Annotated in this window: 16 protein-coding genes, 9 tRNA genes and 3 rRNA genes; 2 read left to right on the top strand and 26 right to left on the bottom strand. The window is 41.5% G+C overall.

Features of this window, described 5'->3' with window-relative positions:
- Positions 1 to 117: 117 nt before the first annotated feature.
- The 15 genes from rocF to DJ93_RS13720 all read right to left on the bottom strand — a co-directional run bounded on the left by rocF (position 118) and on the right by DJ93_RS13720 (position 8,582).
- Positions 118 to 1,011: an arginase gene (rocF, locus tag DJ93_RS13790; protein WP_042981396.1), complete on the bottom strand. Its 894-nt coding sequence runs from the start codon at positions 1,009 to 1,011 to the stop codon at positions 118 to 120.
- A gap of 191 nt (positions 1,012 to 1,202) precedes the next feature.
- A complete protein-coding gene (locus DJ93_RS13785; RefSeq protein WP_042981395.1) occupies positions 1,203 to 2,348 on the bottom strand; it encodes a glycerate kinase in 1,146 nt (381 codons plus the stop codon).
- Positions 2,349 to 2,483: 135 nt separating this feature from the next.
- Positions 2,484 to 2,556 (bottom strand) — tRNA-Ala (locus DJ93_RS13780).
- 11 nt (positions 2,557 to 2,567) lie between these two features.
- Positions 2,568 to 2,639 (bottom strand) — tRNA-Gly (locus DJ93_RS13775).
- 5 nt (positions 2,640 to 2,644) lie between these two features.
- Positions 2,645 to 2,720, bottom strand: a tRNA-Lys gene (locus tag DJ93_RS13770).
- Between the two features lie 5 nt (positions 2,721 to 2,725).
- Positions 2,726 to 2,800: transfer RNA gene (locus DJ93_RS13765), tRNA-Gln, on the bottom strand.
- Between the two features lie 65 nt (positions 2,801 to 2,865).
- Positions 2,866 to 2,949, bottom strand: a tRNA-Tyr gene (locus DJ93_RS13760).
- 18 nt (positions 2,950 to 2,967) lie between these two features.
- Positions 2,968 to 3,043 (bottom strand) — tRNA-Val (locus DJ93_RS13755).
- A gap of 5 nt (positions 3,044 to 3,048) precedes the next feature.
- Positions 3,049 to 3,123, bottom strand: a tRNA-Glu gene (locus DJ93_RS13750).
- Between the two features lie 23 nt (positions 3,124 to 3,146).
- Positions 3,147 to 3,219 (bottom strand) — tRNA-Thr (locus DJ93_RS13745).
- Positions 3,220 to 3,223: 4 nt separating this feature from the next.
- A tRNA-Asn gene (locus DJ93_RS13740) sits at positions 3,224 to 3,298 on the bottom strand.
- A gap of 8 nt (positions 3,299 to 3,306) precedes the next feature.
- A 5S ribosomal RNA gene (rrf, locus tag DJ93_RS13735) occupies positions 3,307 to 3,422 on the bottom strand.
- Positions 3,423 to 3,522: 100 nt separating this feature from the next.
- Positions 3,523 to 6,444: ribosomal RNA gene (locus DJ93_RS13730) — 23S ribosomal RNA — on the bottom strand.
- A 145-nt stretch (positions 6,445 to 6,589) separates the two neighbouring features.
- Positions 6,590 to 8,141, bottom strand: a 16S ribosomal RNA gene (locus DJ93_RS13725).
- Together the 16S, 23S and 5S rRNA genes with 9 tRNA genes alongside form the textbook arrangement of a ribosomal RNA operon.
- A gap of 222 nt (positions 8,142 to 8,363) precedes the next feature.
- Entirely contained in the window at positions 8,364 to 8,582 is a 219-nt protein-coding gene (locus tag DJ93_RS13720; protein WP_042981393.1) for a hypothetical protein, read from the bottom strand.
- Positions 8,583 to 8,746: 164 nt separating this feature from the next.
- Here DJ93_RS13720 and pdaB point away from each other — a divergent pair, with 164 nt between their 5' ends.
- Positions 8,747 to 9,511: a polysaccharide deacetylase family sporulation protein PdaB gene (pdaB, locus tag DJ93_RS13715; protein ID WP_042981392.1), complete on the top strand. Its 765-nt coding sequence runs from the start codon at positions 8,747 to 8,749 to the stop codon at positions 9,509 to 9,511.
- Between the two features lie 102 nt (positions 9,512 to 9,613).
- Here the strand turns inward: pdaB and DJ93_RS13710 are convergent, their stop codons facing one another.
- Positions 9,614 to 10,225 carry a KinB-signaling pathway activation protein gene (locus tag DJ93_RS13710; protein ID WP_042981390.1) on the bottom strand — a complete coding sequence of 204 codons (612 nt, stop codon included), beginning with the start codon at positions 10,223 to 10,225 and terminating at the stop codon, positions 9,614 to 9,616.
- 139 nt (positions 10,226 to 10,364) lie between these two features.
- On the opposite strand from DJ93_RS13710, the gene gerD reads away from it, so the two are divergent.
- The gene (gene gerD, locus DJ93_RS13705) at positions 10,365 to 10,970 is read left to right on the top strand and encodes a spore germination lipoprotein GerD (protein WP_042981389.1); all 606 of its coding nucleotides are present in this window, start codon (positions 10,365 to 10,367) and stop codon (positions 10,968 to 10,970) included.
- A gap of 79 nt (positions 10,971 to 11,049) precedes the next feature.
- Here the strand turns inward: gerD and DJ93_RS13700 are convergent, their stop codons facing one another.
- The 10 genes from DJ93_RS13700 to rplQ form a co-directional block, all read right to left on the bottom strand.
- Positions 11,050 to 12,117: an Mrp/NBP35 family ATP-binding protein gene (locus DJ93_RS13700; RefSeq protein ID WP_042981388.1), complete on the bottom strand. Its 1,068-nt coding sequence runs from the start codon at positions 12,115 to 12,117 to the stop codon at positions 11,050 to 11,052.
- 147 nt (positions 12,118 to 12,264) lie between these two features.
- Entirely contained in the window at positions 12,265 to 12,978 is a 714-nt protein-coding gene (gene cwlD, locus DJ93_RS13695) for an N-acetylmuramoyl-L-alanine amidase CwlD (protein ID WP_042981386.1), read from the bottom strand.
- A 66-nt stretch (positions 12,979 to 13,044) separates the two neighbouring features.
- Entirely contained in the window at positions 13,045 to 13,473 is a 429-nt protein-coding gene (locus DJ93_RS13690; protein WP_042981384.1) for a DUF2521 family protein, read from the bottom strand.
- A 176-nt stretch (positions 13,474 to 13,649) separates the two neighbouring features.
- A complete protein-coding gene (rpsI, locus tag DJ93_RS13685; protein ID WP_000079986.1) occupies positions 13,650 to 14,042 on the bottom strand; it encodes a 30S ribosomal protein S9 in 393 nt (130 codons plus the stop codon).
- A gap of 21 nt (positions 14,043 to 14,063) precedes the next feature.
- Complete coding sequence (gene rplM / locus DJ93_RS13680) at positions 14,064 to 14,501, bottom strand: 50S ribosomal protein L13 (RefSeq protein ID WP_001260793.1); 438 nt, start codon at positions 14,499 to 14,501, stop codon at positions 14,064 to 14,066.
- Between the two features lie 152 nt (positions 14,502 to 14,653).
- Positions 14,654 to 15,397, bottom strand: coding sequence for a tRNA pseudouridine(38-40) synthase TruA (gene truA, locus DJ93_RS13675; RefSeq protein ID WP_042984198.1), 744 nt, complete (start codon positions 15,395 to 15,397; stop codon positions 14,654 to 14,656).
- 14 nt (positions 15,398 to 15,411) lie between these two features.
- Complete coding sequence (locus DJ93_RS13670; protein WP_042981383.1) at positions 15,412 to 16,206, bottom strand: energy-coupling factor transporter transmembrane component T family protein; 795 nt, start codon at positions 16,204 to 16,206, stop codon at positions 15,412 to 15,414.
- Positions 16,194 to 17,075, bottom strand: coding sequence for an energy-coupling factor ABC transporter ATP-binding protein (locus DJ93_RS13665; protein ID WP_042981381.1), 882 nt, complete (start codon positions 17,073 to 17,075; stop codon positions 16,194 to 16,196). Before DJ93_RS13665 ends, DJ93_RS13670 begins: the two co-directional genes overlap by 13 nt.
- Positions 17,051 to 17,893 (bottom strand): energy-coupling factor ABC transporter ATP-binding protein, encoded by an 843-nt coding sequence (locus DJ93_RS13660; protein ID WP_042981380.1) that lies wholly within the window; start codon positions 17,891 to 17,893, stop codon positions 17,051 to 17,053. Before DJ93_RS13660 ends, DJ93_RS13665 begins: the two co-directional genes overlap by 25 nt.
- A 107-nt stretch (positions 17,894 to 18,000) precedes the next feature.
- On the bottom strand, positions 18,001 to 18,363 hold the full coding sequence (rplQ, locus tag DJ93_RS13655) for a 50S ribosomal protein L17 (protein ID WP_000331490.1): 363 nt from the start codon (positions 18,361 to 18,363) through the stop codon (positions 18,001 to 18,003).
- Between the last annotated feature and the right edge of the window lie 19 nt (positions 18,364 to 18,382).

The following is an 18,382-nucleotide window of genomic DNA, read 5'->3' as shown; positions in this document are numbered from 1 at the left end:
CCCTTTGGGATAAATTGGTAAGTCGTCGAACTTTTTTATAAAAGAGTATAATATAACTCATTATTATACTCTTATTTTCAAATAAAAAAAGCAGCTTTTCAGCTACTTTTCTTACATTTATTTTAGTTTTTCACCGAATAAAGAACCCATTAAAGCCACAGCCGTTGTTGCTGTTCGATTCTTTTCGTCTAAAATTGTGTTTACTTCAACGAACTCAGCAGATGTAATAATATTAGACTCCGCTAACATTTCCATCGCCAAGTGGCTTTCACGATACGATAACCCACCAATTACAGGTGTTCCAACTCCTGGTGCATCATGAGGATCAAGACCATCTAGATCTAGTGATAAGTGAACACCATCCGTATGTGATAAGTAAGCGATCGTTTCTTCCATAACAGCCGTCATACCCATACGGTCAATTTCATGCATTGTAAACACTTTAATACCTTCGTTACGAATGAAGTCTTTTTCTCCCTCATCTAATGCACGTGCACCAATGATTACTACATTCTCTTTTTTCACCTTCGGATATGCCCCGTATAAGTCTACAAGCGATGGATGTCCGTAGCCTAAACTTGCCGCAAGTGACATGCCGTGAATATTTCCCGACGGCGAAGTTTCTTCTGTATTTAAATCACCATGTGCATCGTACCAAATAACCCCTAGATTTTTATAATGTTTTGCTACTCCAGCAAGTGTACCAATAGCGATACTATGATCACCACCTAATACAAGTGGGAATCGACCTTCTTCTATAATATGATCAACCTTACTTGCTAATTCGTTACATACAGTTGCAACTTGTGTAAGGTTTCTTAATTTTGTATTTTCATCTACTTCTTTTTCTCTCTCTATGCATATATCGCCCATATCTTTTACGTCATATCCAATTTGTTCAATTCTTTCAATTACCCCTGCATAACGGATTGCGCTTGGTCCCATATCTACCCCGCGACGCATTTGTCCTAAATCCATTGGAACTCCAATAACTGAGATTTCTTTTTTCATAGATAGTATCCCCCTTTTATGCCTTCACTAAATATTTTAAATCTTTTATATAGTCTGACTCAACTCGACATTTTTCTGCATGTATATACACTTCATTCATTTATCTCTCTATTGAAATTCATATCCTAATACTATTCTATGCATAAACTTAATCTAGTGTAACAACTACCTACCCAAAAACGCTCCTGTATTTAGAAGCGCTTTTCCGAGGCAAGTTTCCATACTGCCGCAATATTTTTCGCAGTTATTTCGATATTTTCTTTTGTAGATTCCAATGCTTCTTCTAACGTCATTGGACTCGCAGAAACACTAAACACCGCATCTATTCCCTTTTCGTACACCGTAGTATAGTTTGGGAGAAGTGAACCACCAATAGCAATTACAGGTAGATGAAAATGTTTCGCACGCATTGCAACACCGACAGGAGCTTTTCCATAAGCTGTTTGTTCATCTATTCTTCCTTCACCCGTCAAAACAAGATCAGCATCTTGTATATGCTTATCAAAATTTGTATAGTCCAATACAATTTCAATTCCTTTTCGCAGTTTCCCTTGTAATACTGCGACCACTGCCGCCCCCATACCTCCAGCCGCACCTGCGCCTCTTATTTCTGCTACATCAATATGGAAGCATTTTTTTAGTATATGGGAATAATGCCTCAAGTTTTCATCTAGCTCTTCAATCATTTCTATATTAGCTCCCTTTTGTTTTGCAAATACAAAAGATGCTCCCATTGGTCCAATTAACGGATTATCTACATCACATGCAGCTTCTAATTTCACATTCTTCAAACGGGAATCTAGTCCATATAGATTAACAGAATCAATAGAATGTAGCGTCCCCCCAGAAGGCTCTATTACTTCACCTTTTTGATTTAGAAACTTTACACCTAAAGCAGACAACATGCCAGCTCCACCATCATTTGTAGCACTTCCTCCTAGACCTAAAATAATATGCTGTACACCTTGATTCAGCGCGTGCAATATAAGCTCTCCTGTTCCTCTTGTCGTTGCAATAAGCGGATTGCGTTTTTCAATTGGAGCATGGTGTAATCCTGATGCAGCCGACATTTCAATAAACGCTGTTCTCTTATCTTGAGATATACCATAAAATGCCTCTACCAGTCCTCCTAGCGGCCCTGTCACATAGAGTGAAATAATCTCTCCTCCTGCAGTATCAACGAGAGATTGAACGGTTCCTTCCCCCCCATCCCCAATTGGTACTTTTACATAATTAGCTTTCGGAAAAATTTCTGTAAAGCCTTTTTCGATTGCCTCACATACTTCCATTGCCCTTAAGCTCTCTTTATACGAATCAGATGCAATAACAATTTTCATTACGGTCTCCCCCTGGTAATGGTATCTTATACGCCTATGTTTTATTTTAAACGAGATAACCGGAACCTGTCTTCCTTGCCAAATTAGACACAAAAAAGCTTACATCAAATGATGTAAGCTTTTTCTCATTTATAATGGAGCCTAGCGGGATCGAACCGCTGACCTCCTGCGTGCAAGGCAGGCGCTCTCCCAGCTGAGCTAAGGCCCCGAAGTAATAAAAGCGGAAGACGGGATTCGAACCCGCGACCCCAACCTTGGCAAGGTTGTATTCTACCACTGAACTACTTCCGCGAAAATGGTGAGCCATGAAGGATTCGAACCTTCGACCCTCTGATTAAAAGTCAGATGCTCTACCAACTGAGCTAATGGCTCGTAAATGGCTGGGCTAGCTGGATTCGAACCAGCGCATGACGGAGTCAAAGTCCGTTGCCTTACCGCTTGGCTATAGCCCATTAATATTTACTAGTATGGTTGTCTTTTCAAAAAAATAAACCTTTTCAGGTTGTTTTTTTGAAAATGGTGGAGGGGGGCAGATTCGAACTGCCGAACCCGAAGGAGCGGATTTACAGTCCGCCGCGTTTAGCCACTTCGCTACCCCTCCGACATTATAAAATATATATGGTGGAGGATGACGGGATCGAACCGCCGACCCCCTGCTTGTAAGGCAGGTGCTCTCCCAGCTGAGCTAATCCTCCAAAAGTGGTGACCCGTACGGGATTCGAACCCGTGTTACCGCCGTGAAAGGGCGGTGTCTTAACCACTTGACCAACGGGCCAAAAAATTTAAGAACTGTTCCCAAGCTTCCAACCGGGCTTGAACCGGTGACCTCTTCCTTACCATGGAAGTGCTCTACCAGCTGAGCTATGGAAGCATAATGGCTCCGCAGGTAGGACTCGAACCTACGACCGATCGGTTAACAGCCGATAGCTCTACCACTGAGCTACTGCGGAATAATGTAGCCTGGCAACGTCCTACTCTCACAGGGGCAAGGCCCCAACTACCATCGGCGCTAGAGAGCTTAACTTCCGTGTTCGGTATGGGAACGGGTGTGACCTCTCTGCCATCATTACCAGACATTATTCATTTGAGACAATGATTATTATAACTTATTCACTCAAAAAGTCAACAAGTTTTTATATTCTCTCAAAACTAGATAACACTTGCTTCATATTATATGGTTAAGTCCTCGATCTATTAGTATTCGTCAGCTCCACATGTCACCATGCTTCCACCTCGAACCTATCAACCTGATCATCTTTCAGGGATCTTACTAGCTTACGCTATGGGAAATCTCATCTTGAGGGGGGCTTCATGCTTAGATGCTTTCAGCACTTATCCCTTCCGCACATAGCTACCCAGCTATGCCCTTGGCAGAACAACTGGTACACCAGCGGTGCGTCCATCCCGGTCCTCTCGTACTAAGGACAGCTCCTCTCAAATTTCCTACGCCCACGACGGATAGGGACCGAACTGTCTCACGACGTTCTGAACCCAGCTCGCGTACCGCTTTAATGGGCGAACAGCCCAACCCTTGGGACCGACTACAGCCCCAGGATGCGATGAGCCGACATCGAGGTGCCAAACCTCCCCGTCGATGTGGACTCTTGGGGGAGATAAGCCTGTTATCCCCGGGGTAGCTTTTATCCGTTGAGCGATGGCCCTTCCATGCGGAACCACCGGATCACTAAGCCCGACTTTCGTCCCTGCTCGACTTGTAGGTCTCGCAGTCAAGCTCCCTTATGCCTTTGCACTCTACGAATGATTTCCAACCATTCTGAGGGAACCTTTGGGCGCCTCCGTTACACTTTAGGAGGCGACCGCCCCAGTCAAACTGCCCACCTGACACTGTCTCCCGGGTCGATAAGACCCGTAGGTTAGAATTTCAATACAGTCAGGGCGGTATCCCACCAGCGCCTCCACCGAAGCTAGCGCTCCGGTTTCAAAGGCTCCCGCCTATCCTGTACAAACTGTACCAAAATTCAATATCAGGCTACAGTAAAGCTCCACGGGGTCTTTCCGTCCTGTCGCGGGTAACCTGCATCTTCACAGGTACTATAATTTCACCGAGTCTCTGGTTGAGACAGTGCCCAAATCGTTACACCTTTCGTGCGGGTCGGAACTTACCCGACAAGGAATTTCGCTACCTTAGGACCGTTATAGTTACGGCCGCCGTTTACTGGGGCTTCAGTTCAGAGCTTCGCTTACGCTAACCCCTCTCCTTAACCTTCCAGCACCGGGCAGGTGTCAGCCCCTATACTTCGCCTTACGGCTTCGCAGAGACCTGTGTTTTTGCTAAACAGTCGCTTGGGCCTATTCACTGCGGCTTTCCGTTAAGAAAGCACCCCTTCTCCCGAAGTTACGGGGTCATTTTGCCGAGTTCCTTAACCAGAGTTCTCTCGCACACCTTAGGATTCTCTCCTCGCCTACCTGTGTCGGTTTGCGGTACAGGCACCTTTTATCTCGCTAGAAGCTTTTCTTGGCAGCGGGGAATCAAAGACTTCGCTCCATAAGGAGCTTCCCCATCACAGCTCAGCCTTCGCGATAAGCGGATTTGCCTACTTATCAGCCTAACTGCTTGGACGTGCACAACCAATCGCACGCTTCTTCTATCCTTCTGCGTCCCTCCATTGCTCAAACGATAAAGAGGTGGTACAGGAATATCAACCTGTTGTCCATCGCCTACGCCTGTCGGCCTCGGCTTAGGTCCTGACTAACCCTGAGCGGACGAGCCTTCCTCAGGAAACCTTAGGCATTCGGTGGACGGGATTCTCACCCGTCTTTCGCTACTCATATCGGCATTCTCACTTCTAAGCACTCCACCAGTCCTTCCGGTCTGACTTCACTGTCCTTAGAACGCTCCCCTACCACTGATACCATAGGTATCAATCCGCAGCTTCGGTGGTGTATTTAGCCCCGGTACATTTTCGGCGCAGAGTCACTCGACTAGTGAGCTATTACGCACTCTTTAAATGGTGGCTGCTTCTAAGCCAACATCCTAGTTGTCTAAGCAACTCCACATCCTTTTCCACTTAATACACACTTTGGGACCTTAGCTGGCGGTCTGGGCTGTCTCCCTTTTGACTACGGATCTTATCACTCGCAGTCTGACTCCCAAGGATAAGTCATTGGCATTCGGAGTTTGACTGAATTCGGTAATCCGATGAGGACCCCTAGTTCAATCAGTGCTCTACCTCCAAGACTCTTACACTTGAGGCTAGCCCTAAAGCTATTTCGGGGAGAACCAGCTATCTCCAGGTTCGATTGGAATTTCTCCGCTACCCACACCTCATCCCCGCACTTTTCAACGTGCGTGGGTTCGGGCCTCCATTCAGTGTTACCTGAACTTCACCCTGGACATGGGTAGATCACCTGGTTTCGGGTCTACGACCACGTACTAAACGCCCTATTCAGACTCGCTTTCGCTACGGCTCCGCCTCTTCAGCTTAACCTCGCACAGGATCGTAACTCGCCGGTTCATTCTACAAAAGGCACGCCATCACCCATTAACGGGCTCTGACTATTTGTAGGCACACGGTTTCAGGATCTCTTTCACTCCCCTTCCGGGGTGCTTTTCACCTTTCCCTCACGGTACTGGTTCACTATCGATCACTAGGGAGTATTTAGCCTTGGGAGATGGTCCTCCCAGATTCCGACGGAATTTCACGTGTTCCGCCGTACTCAGGATACATTCAAGAGAGAACGAAGTTTCGACTACAGGGTTGTTACCTTCTGTGACGAGCCTTTCCAGGCTGCTTCGTCTACCTCGTTCCTTTGTAACTCCGTATAGAATGTCCTACAACCCCAAGAGGCTTGCCTCTTGGTTTGGGCTAGATTCCGTTTCGCTCGCCGCTACTCAGGAAATCGCATTTGCTTTCTCTTCCTCCAGGTACTTAGATGTTTCAGTTCCCTGGGTCTGTCTTCCTTACCCTATGTATTCAGATAAGGATACCATACCATTACGTATGGTGGGTTTCCCCATTCGGAAATCTTCGGATCAAAGCTTACTTACAGCTCCCCGAAGCATATCGGCGTTAGTCCCGTCCTTCATCGACTCCTAGTGTCAAGGCATCCACCGTGCGCCCTTTCTAACTTAACCAAACTAAAATTAAAAAATATGAGCTACACTGTTATCTAGTTTTCAAAGAACATACATTTATATATGAGAGATAGTTCTCTCAAAACTGAACAAAACGAAACACGGAAACTTATATTGATGAACAGCGTTCATCAATTCTCCATAGAAAGGAGGTGATCCAGCCGCACCTTCCGATACGGCTACCTTGTTACGACTTCACCCCAATCATCTGTCCCACCTTAGGCGGCTGGCTCCAAAAAGGTTACCCCACCGACTTCGGGTGTTACAAACTCTCGTGGTGTGACGGGCGGTGTGTACAAGGCCCGGGAACGTATTCACCGCGGCATGCTGATCCGCGATTACTAGCGATTCCAGCTTCATGTAGGCGAGTTGCAGCCTACAATCCGAACTGAGAACGGTTTTATGAGATTAGCTCCACCTCGCGGTCTTGCAGCTCTTTGTACCGTCCATTGTAGCACGTGTGTAGCCCAGGTCATAAGGGGCATGATGATTTGACGTCATCCCCACCTTCCTCCGGTTTGTCACCGGCAGTCACCTTAGAGTGCCCAACTTAATGATGGCAACTAAGATCAAGGGTTGCGCTCGTTGCGGGACTTAACCCAACATCTCACGACACGAGCTGACGACAACCATGCACCACCTGTCACTCTGCTCCCGAAGGAGAAGCCCTATCTCTAGGGTTGTCAGAGGATGTCAAGACCTGGTAAGGTTCTTCGCGTTGCTTCGAATTAAACCACATGCTCCACCGCTTGTGCGGGCCCCCGTCAATTCCTTTGAGTTTCAGCCTTGCGGCCGTACTCCCCAGGCGGAGTGCTTAATGCGTTAACTTCAGCACTAAAGGGCGGAAACCCTCTAACACTTAGCACTCATCGTTTACGGCGTGGACTACCAGGGTATCTAATCCTGTTTGCTCCCCACGCTTTCGCGCCTCAGTGTCAGTTACAGACCAGAAAGTCGCCTTCGCCACTGGTGTTCCTCCATATCTCTACGCATTTCACCGCTACACATGGAATTCCACTTTCCTCTTCTGCACTCAAGTCTCCCAGTTTCCAATGACCCTCCACGGTTGAGCCGTGGGCTTTCACATCAGACTTAAGAAACCACCTGCGCGCGCTTTACGCCCAATAATTCCGGATAACGCTTGCCACCTACGTATTACCGCGGCTGCTGGCACGTAGTTAGCCGTGGCTTTCTGGTTAGGTACCGTCAAGGTGCCAGCTTATTCAACTAGCACTTGTTCTTCCCTAACAACAGAGTTTTACGACCCGAAAGCCTTCATCACTCACGCGGCGTTGCTCCGTCAGACTTTCGTCCATTGCGGAAGATTCCCTACTGCTGCCTCCCGTAGGAGTCTGGGCCGTGTCTCAGTCCCAGTGTGGCCGATCACCCTCTCAGGTCGGCTACGCATCGTTGCCTTGGTGAGCCGTTACCTCACCAACTAGCTAATGCGACGCGGGTCCATCCATAAGTGACAGCCGAAGCCGCCTTTCAATTTCGCACCATGCAGTGCAAAATGTTATCCGGTATTAGCCCCGGTTTCCCGGAGTTATCCCAGTCTTATGGGTAGGTTACCCACGTGTTACTCACCCGTCCGCCGCTAACTTCATAAGAGCAAGCTCTTAATCCATTCGCTCGACTTGCATGTATTAGGCACGCCGCCAGCGTTCATCCTGAGCCAGGATCAAACTCTCCAATAAAGTTAGTTTGTCTAGCATCTAAAATAAAAATTGACGTTTCACGTTGTTTGTTTCGTTCAGTTTTCAAAGAACTTGTTTGCCGCTCAATTGCGACTTCCTTATGTTAACATCTCAGTTATTCAATGTCAACTAAGTTTTTTAATTTCTTTTTTCGCTTTCTGCTGTTCCGCATCAGCGACGTTTATTAATTTACCATATACTAAATACTAACGTCAATGCTTTTTAATAAAAAATTCTTTTTCTCATATACCGCATACATTCTTCTGCATTTGCAACCCTTCTAAATAAGCAAAAAATAATCTTATATCGTTCTTCCATCGTCTTTTTCACCACATTATGTATACGCTCATCTTCAAAATCAAATAAAAGTTCATCTAACTCTCTCTTTAATATGTATTCCATTTCTTTTTGTTCTTCTTTCGTCATCATAATCCCAAGCAAATCATCACCCCAACAATTCCTTACACGAAAATAATCTACTCTTTATTAATCAAACCCTATCCTTTATTATAATCCATTACTTACGATATTAACCCTACTGTTCTCTTTTCAAAGATTTAAGCATATATGTTACTGAAAAGGATTGGACAAAGGGGCGGAATATTATGTTTTTCTTTTTTATTACAAGTAAGCGTACGTTTAAACACATTAGTTTAATAGTTGTACTTTCCTTATTTACAGCATGGCTACTCTTCTTAAAAACATATTCACATGAATCTGCTTTTTCAACTGCTACTGGTCCTAAAGTTATTTACAAAGGTGACACTGCCAAAAAACAAGTTGCGTTCACATTCGATATTAGTTGGGGAGACAAAAAAGCTATTCCAATCCTTGATACATTAAAAGAAAGAGAAATTAAGAACGTAACCTTCTTCCTCTCTGCTGCATGGGCTGAAAGACATCCTGATATTGTCGAGCGTATTATGAAAGATGGTCATGAAATCGGTAGTATGGGCTATAACTACAACTCTTACACTTCACTAGAAGCAAACGAAATGCGGCGAGATCTTTTACGTGCACAAGACGTTTTTACAAAGCTTGGCGTAAAACAAGTCAAGCTATTCCGTCCACCTAGTGGTGATTTTAATAAAACAACACTTAAAGTGGCCGAATCTCTTGGATATACAGTTGTCCACTGGAGTAATAATTCGAATGATTGGAAAAATCCTGGTGTAAATAAAATTGTCTCTACCGTTGCTAACAATTTAAAAGGAGGAGATATCGTCTTACTACACGCTTCCGATTCTGCACTTCAAACAAATAAAGCTCTGCCACTACTCCTGCAAAAGTTAAAAAGCGATGGATACGAACAAATCTCCGTATCACAACTTATTTCTAATACGAGTGCCAAAAGCGAAGATGTTAAATAATTAGGTTCCCTACTATGTAAGAGGTTAAACACCTTTCTCTATGATAAAAAGAGCTCAACTACCTTTCACGGGAGATAGTTGAGCTCTTTTTTATTCCCTTAATTAAACCGACTTACTTGTTCTTCCTATTAAACGATGTAATACAAGTAACTGATACGCATTACATAATAAAAGCGGTATAACCATTAAATATAGCCAATCTGTATCATTAATCCGTAACGCTGGTACCCATTCAAGGATTGTTACAACAACCATAAAGAATAACGCAGGTATAAATGCTTTATTATTCGTTTCTTTACTCTTTATATAAGCTACAATCACTCCGAATATAAATAAGATCCCAGCCACCAGTATGTTATTTCCTAATGAAACATTACCGTTCGCAATCAATACAGATCTTAAATACACAAAATCAAATAATACAAATGCAATAAAGAAGAGCTGCACCGCATTCCATAAAGAAGATGATCGAAACATCCCTAATCCGAAACGATGAACCGTTAAATATGCGAAGAACCCCATTTGGCTTATGACACTAAAAATAAACCCTACACCCATTAACCAAAAAGAAACCGCTAAAATTTCCTTAACTTCGAAATTTTGAAAAAATTCAACATACTTGTCCCACCCTAGAACAAAACCAATAAAGATAGTACTAATCCCTCCAAGAAACAACGTCGTAAAAAATAGTCGTACCCACTTTCGGCTATTCACAACACATCCCCCATTATTCGTATATTTCTAATTAAATTGTATCAATGACAATTTCAAAAAGCTAGCCATGAACATGTATAAATTCCTTAAAGATATTTATATTAAAAAAAGAGAACTGTGTTGAAAGGAGCTCCAACTTATGAAACGGATGCTACTCGTGTTAATTTCTTCCCTTCTATGTATCTCACTAGTTGCATGTGCACAAGGAAAAGAAGCAAAACCCGAACTAGATTACGATCAAACAAAAAAAATGATTGTAGATATTTTAAAAACGGATCAAGGAAAGAAAGCAATCCAAGATGTATTGACCGATGAAAAAATGAAGCAAGCACTCATACTAGATGAAACAGTAGTAAAGAAAACAATTGAAGATGCAATGGTATCCGAAAAAGGGCAACAATTTTGGGAAAAACTATTCAAAGACCCTGAATTTTCTTCTAAATTCGCTAAAAGTATGGGAAAAGAACAAACAAACTTGATGAAGACTCTACTAAAAGACCCTGAGTACCAAGCAGGTGTTATAGAAATTATGAAAAATCCCGAAGTAGAAAAGATCATGTTGCAAACGATGAAAAGTAAAGAATATCGTCAATACTTACAACAAGTCTTAACCGAAACTGCTGAAAGTCCACTTTTCCAAGCGAAAATGATTGATATTATTAGCAAAGGTGTTGAAAAAGCTGAAAAGAGCGGCTCTGGTAAAAAGGGCTCTGGTGGAGAAGGCGGAAACAAAGAACAAAAATAAGGAAATGCCCCTATAATTAAGTGGTGATTATATTAATAATGAGCGGGCGATGAAGACAGCCCACTCATTATTTCGCCATTTATTTCTGTTTTATAGACGTTCTATCAATAACCTGCTCAGCTATTGTTCGATAAATAATACCTGTTGTATGCGTATCTTCATATACTGACGGCGCAAAATCTTCTTTATTCCAATCAGGTTGTTGAAGTGGGATTCTTCCTAATACGTCTGTTTGTAGCTCTGTAGCTAATTTATCTCCGCCACCTCTTCCAAACACATATTCTTTTTCACCAGTTACTTTACTTTCAAAATATGCCATATTTTCAACAACACCAAGAATACTATGTTCCGTACGCAAAGCCATCGCTCCAGCACGCGCTGCTACAAATGCAGCTGTAGGATGAGGTGTTGTCACAATAATTTCTTTGCACGATGGTAACATTGAATGCACATCTAATGCCACGTCACCTGTACCTGGCGGTAAATCTAGTACTAAGTAATCTAAATCGCCCCATTCCACCTCCGTGAAAAAGTGATTTAACATTTTCCCTAGCATAGGCCCTCTCCAAATAACAGGAGCATTATCCTCTACAAAGAATCCCATCGAAATTACTTTAACCCCTAATCGCTCCACTGGGATAATTTTATCCCCTCTTACAATTGGGCGTTTTTCTATCCCCATCATATCCGGTACACTAAAACCGTAAATATCCGCGTCAATAATACCAACTTTCTTGCCTAAACGTGCTAATGAAATTGCAAGGTTAACTGAAACAGTTGATTTACCCACTCCACCTTTTCCACTTGCAACCGCTAAAAATGTTGTTTTCGAATTTGGAGACAGTAAAGATTCACTTTGCTTCTCTTCCTGCGGTGGTGCAAATTGAGATAATTCCTCTTCCGTAAATTCAGCAAAACGAAGTCCAACTGTTGCTGCACCAAGTTCTTTCACAAGTTTCACAACAGCTGCCTGAAGTTGCATCTGCTCCGCTGTCCCTGTTTTTACAATTGCGATTTTAACACTCACATGCTCTTTTTCTGGCTTGACCGTTACCTCTTTAATTGCATTTGTTTCTTTTAACGTTTTATGTAGAAACGGATCAGCAATCCCTTCAAGTGCTTCCACTACTTGCTCTTTCGTTACCATAATTAGCCCAGCCCCCTGTATGAAAATAACATTATGTTAAATGTATTAAGTTTGTCCCTCTTTATTTTCAAATAAATGCGTTTACATTTCCAGTATAACATATTTTCCGAAAACTTCGTTAACGAGAGAACCTCAAAAAAACCCTCCCTATTCTGGAGGATTTCCTTTTTCCGTAAAATAACGTAATATTCCACGGTATATAGCAGCTGCTACTTTTTGTTGATACTTCTCTGAATTTAACATATATCTTTCATTTACATTTGATAAAAAACCCGCCTCAATTAAAGCACCTGGTGTTTCTGCATACTTGAGTAAATACACATGAGGGATTGTTTTAGCTGAACGATTTGTATTTTCTAAGCTCGTTCGCAATTCAGCTTGTATAAATTTTGCCGCCCGTTCATTTTCAATTAAAGAGCGATAGTAGAACGTTTGAGCCCCTCTTGATCCACTACTTGTCAAAGCGTTTAAATGAATACTTGCAAAAAAGTCTACATCAGGCTTATTAATAATTTCTACACGTTTTTTCAAATCTTCAGCTTTACGTCTGCTATACGATTTTGTATCCTTATTAGCTAAATCATAATCTCCCTCACGCGTCAAAATTACTAAAGCACCTTGCTCTTGTAAATAATCTTGTACCTTTTTTGTAATTTCAAGCGTGATGTCTTTTTCTACAATATCTTTCCCGCCAACAGCTCCCCCGTCCGGCCCACCATGTCCAGCATCTAGTACAATTACTTTCCCAGATAGGGGTAAATTCCAAGCTCTCCACGATTTTGTAATTTGAACTTCTTGTTTCACCAAGAAAAACAAGACAACCGCAGCTAGCACAAGAGAGATAATTCTAATTCTCTTCATACCTTTCCTCCTCCAGCTAGTCCCTCTAATTACTTATATGGGACAAGAGGAAAGTTTATGCTTGTCTTAATGAAGCTTTAATCGATATCTTCTTTCACCCTTTTCATATCCCTCACGCCACCAGAGGCTAATAAACCGCTGACAGGATTCGTAGAGCACTTCTTCATCTTTCGATTCTATCTCACGCATAGCCATACTAGCTAAAAAGTGAAATAACATTTCTGTTAGTTGCTGTTCTTCTTCTAAAGCTCTATATTTCACATCAAAAAAGGATTCACCATAATAACCAAATTTACTATATCTCGCTCCTAGTAAGTACGATTCAATTCCTAACTCAATACAATAGTCCTCATACTGTCTATGAAGTTCTTGCATATCAAAAGCATCACGGATATTCGAACGCAATGTCTTTAATGATAATTCACGTAGCATCTTCCGCTCATATTTTAACTGCTTTTCTTTTTGTTTTTCTTGTAAGCTGACAATGACATTCATAGTACTTATAAACCTCCCTAATACGTATTAGTCTAAACTTCTAAAGGCGAAGCATACGTAGGAAGGTAGGACTAAAATATTCCAAGCTCTAAGAAAAATGAATTGCGAATAAATACGAAGAATTGAACATAATAAAAAACCCCAACCAAATGGTTGGGGTTTGAAGTTCGCAAAAATTAACGTTTTGAGAACTGAGGTGCACGACGTGCGCCTTTAAGACCGTATTTTTTACGCTCTTTCATACGTGCGTCACGAGTTAATAGACCCGCACGTTTTAATGTTAGACGGTATTCTGGATCAGCTTTTAATAAAGCGCGAGAAATACCGTGACGAATAGCACCAGCTTGACCAGTGTATCCACCACCATTTACGTTTACAAGTACATCGTAGTTACCTAAAGTTTCTGTTGCAACTAGAGGTTGTTTCACTACTTCACGTAATGCAGCAAATGGGATATAGTTTTCAAAATCACGACCGTTAATGATAACGCGTCCTTCGCCTGGAACTAGGCGTACGCGTGCTACTGAACTCTTACGACGTCCAGTACCATAGTATTGAACCTGTGCCAAAGTAAGCCCTCCTTTAATTAATTATCCGCGAAGTTCGTAAACTTCTGGTTTTTGTGCTTGGTGTGGATGCTCTGCTCCAGCATACACGTTTAATTTTTTAGACACTTGACGTCCTAAACGTCCTTTTGGAAGCATGCCTTTAATTGCAAGCTCTAACATTTGTACAGGGTAGTTTGTACGCATTTCTAGAGCTGTTCTTTGCTTAAGTCCACCTGGGTGGTTAGTGTGACGGTAGTAAATTTTATCGTTTAATTTATTACCTGTTAAATGAATTTTCTCAGCGTTAATAATAATTACATGATCACCCGTGTCAACGTGTGGTGTAAATGTAGGTTTGTTTTTACCACGTAAAATGGATGCTACTTCACTAGCTAGGCGACCTAAAGTTTGACCTTCAGCGTCAACCACATACCATTTACGCTCAACTTCGTTAGCTTTTGCCATAAAAGTCGTACGCATGTGTTTCCCTCCTCGTTATCTTTTCCATAGAAAAAATCTATTGTTTATCTTAAACACGATTTCCTTCCGGGGCTAATCGTGGTTTTAGAAACAATACCATATGTTATGATATCCTTTTGAGTTTCTAATGTCAAGCAAATGTTACACCAGGATTAGTTGTTATAGTTTACCTGCCATAAATAAAGCCCATGACCTGGCGCCATCTTCCCAGCAAAACGACGATCTTGTTTCGCAAAAATCTCTGGAATACTGTCAGAATCAATCTTTCCCTGTCCTACGCTAAGTAACGTACCAACAATAATTCTAACCATATTATACAAAAATCCATTGCCTACAAAACGAAAAATTAATTCATCCTCTTGCTCAATTAACTCGATTTCATAAATTGTTCGCACTTTATCTTTTTTATCAGTTTTTGCCGAACAAAATGAAGTAAAGTCATGTGTCCCAATTAAATAAGGAATTGCCCTTCTTATAGATTCCATCTCAATTGGATATGGATAATGATATACATAGTTTCTACGGAATACATCCGCAGTTTTAGATAATAATACACGATAACGATATTCTTTTCTCTCAACACCATAACGTGCGTGGAAATCCTCTGTTTTTTTCTCTACTTGCAGAATAACAACATCGTCCGGCAACATTGTATTTAAAGCATTACTCCATTGCCATTCTTCAAGAGATAACGTTGTATCAAAGTGTATGACTTGTCCTCTTGCATGAACGGTAGAATCTGTTCTCCCTGAAGCTTGAACACGAATAGGTTCCCCTTTATGCAATTTCTGTAATGCTTTCTCTATTTCTTGTTGAACAGTACGATGCTGAGGCTGAATTTGATAGCCACAAAAATGAATACCATCATATGCAACTGTACATTTTATTCTTTCCATTTCTCTATTCTCCATTATGATCGCACCCATGCTAAAATACACGCTAAACAAAGTAAGCTTATTATTGTTACTGTATCGCTTGTTTTCCAGCGTAGCTGCCTAAATTTAGTACGTCCTTCACCACTTTGATACCCACGGGCTTCCATCGCAATTGCTAAGTCCTCAGCGCGTTTAAAAGCACTAATGAAAAGCGGAACGAGTAAAGAGATAATTGCTTTCATCCTATCCTTTATCGGTCCTCCGGCAAAATCAATACCACGTGATGCTTGTGCTTTCATAATTTTACTCGTCTCATCCATTAATGTTGGGATAAAACGAAGAGAAATAGACATCATTAATGCGATTTCATGAACAGGAACCTTTATACGTTTTAACGGTTTTAATAACGTCTCCAGACCATCCGTAATTTCGATTGGTGTTGTTGTTAATGTTAATAATGTTGTCATTAAAATAATGACGACGAAGCGTATAGAAATATATATTCCCTGTTCTAATCCTTTTTCATGTATCGAAAACCAACCAAGCTGGAACAATACATCCCCTTCTTTATTTGTAAAAATATGCAGGAAAAATGTAAAAAGAAAAATCCATAAAATTGGTTTTAAGCCCGAAAGTACATAACGAATCGGCACTTTTGCAAAAAATAAAGCAATGAGTGCATATAAAAATAAAAATCCATATGAAATCGCATTATTTGCTAGAAAGACAACAAATACATATAAAAAGACAATCAACAGCTTCGTACGAGGATCAAGTTGATGAATGAGTGACTGACCTGGAATATATCTCCCAATAATCAACTGCTGCATGATTCATGACCACCTTTTCGTAACACCTGTACAACTTCATGAGTAAGATCCTCTAAAGATAAGGTAGCCTTTGGAATAGAAATACCAAACTTCTCTTCAATTGCACGTTTATACTTTAAAGACATTGGAAGATCCACACCGATTTTCTCTAATTCATCAGCATGTGAAAATACTTCCTCTGCTCTTCCTTGCAAAAAGACCGTTCCTTTATGCATAACAACAATCTGATCTGCATACTTAGCAGCATCCTCCATATTATGAGTAACAAGAATAACTGTAAGCCCTTGCTCCTTATGCAACTTATAAAACATCCCCATAAGCTCGTGATGTCCTTTCGGATCGAGTCCTGCTGTAGGTTCATCTAATACGAGTACTTCAGGTTCCATCGCAAGTACGCCTGCTATTGCAACGCGCCTCATCTGTCCACCGCTTAATTCAAAGGGAGAACGGGCTAATAGCTCTAGGTCCAATCCAACAAGCTGAATTGCATCTCTCGCCTTACGCTTTGCCTCTTCTTCAGATACACCAAAATTAGTAGGACCAAAACAAATATCCTTCTCAACTGTTTCTTCAAAGAGTTGATGTTCTGGGAACTGAAAGACAACCCCTACTTTTTTTCGCAGCGGCTTTAACTTCTTCTCTTTCTTCCCTGCAGAAATTAAATGTTCACCAATTTGAACCGTACCATTTGTCGGCTGCAATAAACCATTTAAATGTTGAATCATCGTCGATTTGCCGGAACCAGTATGACCGATAACGGCATAATAGCCCCCACTTGGAAACGACACGTCTACATCATAAAGTGCGCGTCTTTCAAATGGAGTTTTATATTGATAACGATGTTCTACTTTTTGGAATGTAATCTCCAAAGTTCGTTCACCAAGCTTTCCATTGTAAGATGCGTATTTTGCAAGAGAATTTCATTTCTTTTTAATAATTCTGCTATTTTTACTGAAAATGGTACATCTAATCCAATTTCTTGGAGCATATGAGAGGACTTGAAAATTTGCTCTGGTGTCCCTTCCTCTAATATTTCTCCCTTATTTAAAATAATAATACGGTCTGACTGTGCAGCTTCTTCTAGGTCATGAGTAATTGATAAGACGGTAATCCCTTTTTCATTCACAAGTTGTCTAACCGTTTCAACTACTTCACGTCTTCCCTGTGGATCTAACATTGACGTTGCCTCATCTAATATTAAAATAGCTGGCTGAAGTGCTAAAACACCTGCTATGGCCACACGTTGCTTTTGTCCACCAGATAATGAATGGGGCTCTTCGTTTAGAAATTCTTCCATTCTAACAAGCTGTAAAGCCTGCTCCAATCGTTCTATCATCTGTTCCCGAGGCATTCCAATATTCTCTAAACCAAACACAACATCATCTTGTACTGTCGTACCAACAAATTGATTGTCTGGGTTTTGAAATACCATGCCTATTTGTTTTCGAATATCCCATACCGTTTCCTCAGATAAAACTAATGTATCATTCACAGTAATTGTTCCTGATTCTGGCAGAAACAATCCATTTAATAACTTTGCGAGTGTAGACTTCCCTGAACCATTTTGTCCAATGATAGATATCCATTCTCCCTCATATAAGGAAAATGAAACATCCTTTAAAGCATAAGAAGCTGCCCCAGGATATTGAAATGATATATTTTCTGTGCGAAGTTTCTCTTTTTTCAATGCAAGGCACCCTTTCCTTCGCCAAGTTAGCCTATTTTTCTATACTTAAAAAAAAAAGGGCCATGACCAGTTACTTGAAAAGAACTGTCTTGCCCTTTTAATTATCATTATACTAACTCGATAATTACCATTGGTGCTGCGTCTCCGCGACGTGGACCAATTTTTGCAATACGAGTGTATCCGCCTTGACGCTCAGCATAGCGTGGAGCTACATCAGCGAATAGTTTTTGAAGTGCATCTTGACCAGTCTCAGCGTTAGCAACTTCATTACGGATGAAAGCTGCTGCTTGACGACGAGCATGAAGATCTCCGCGTTTACCTAAAGTGATCATTTTTTCCACTACAGAACGAAGTTCTTTTGCACGTGTTTCTGTCGTTTGGATGCGCTCGTTGATAATTAAATCAGTAGCTAAGTCACGTAACATAGCTTTACGTTGCGCACTTGTACGGCCTAATTTTCTGTATGCCATTCGTAGTTCCCTCCTTTGT

The organism is Bacillus clarus (genome assembly GCF_000746925.1).
Lineage (GTDB): Bacteria > Bacillota > Bacilli > Bacillales > Bacillaceae_G > Bacillus_A > Bacillus_A clarus.
This window is presented reverse-complemented; position numbering and strand designations above follow the sequence as displayed.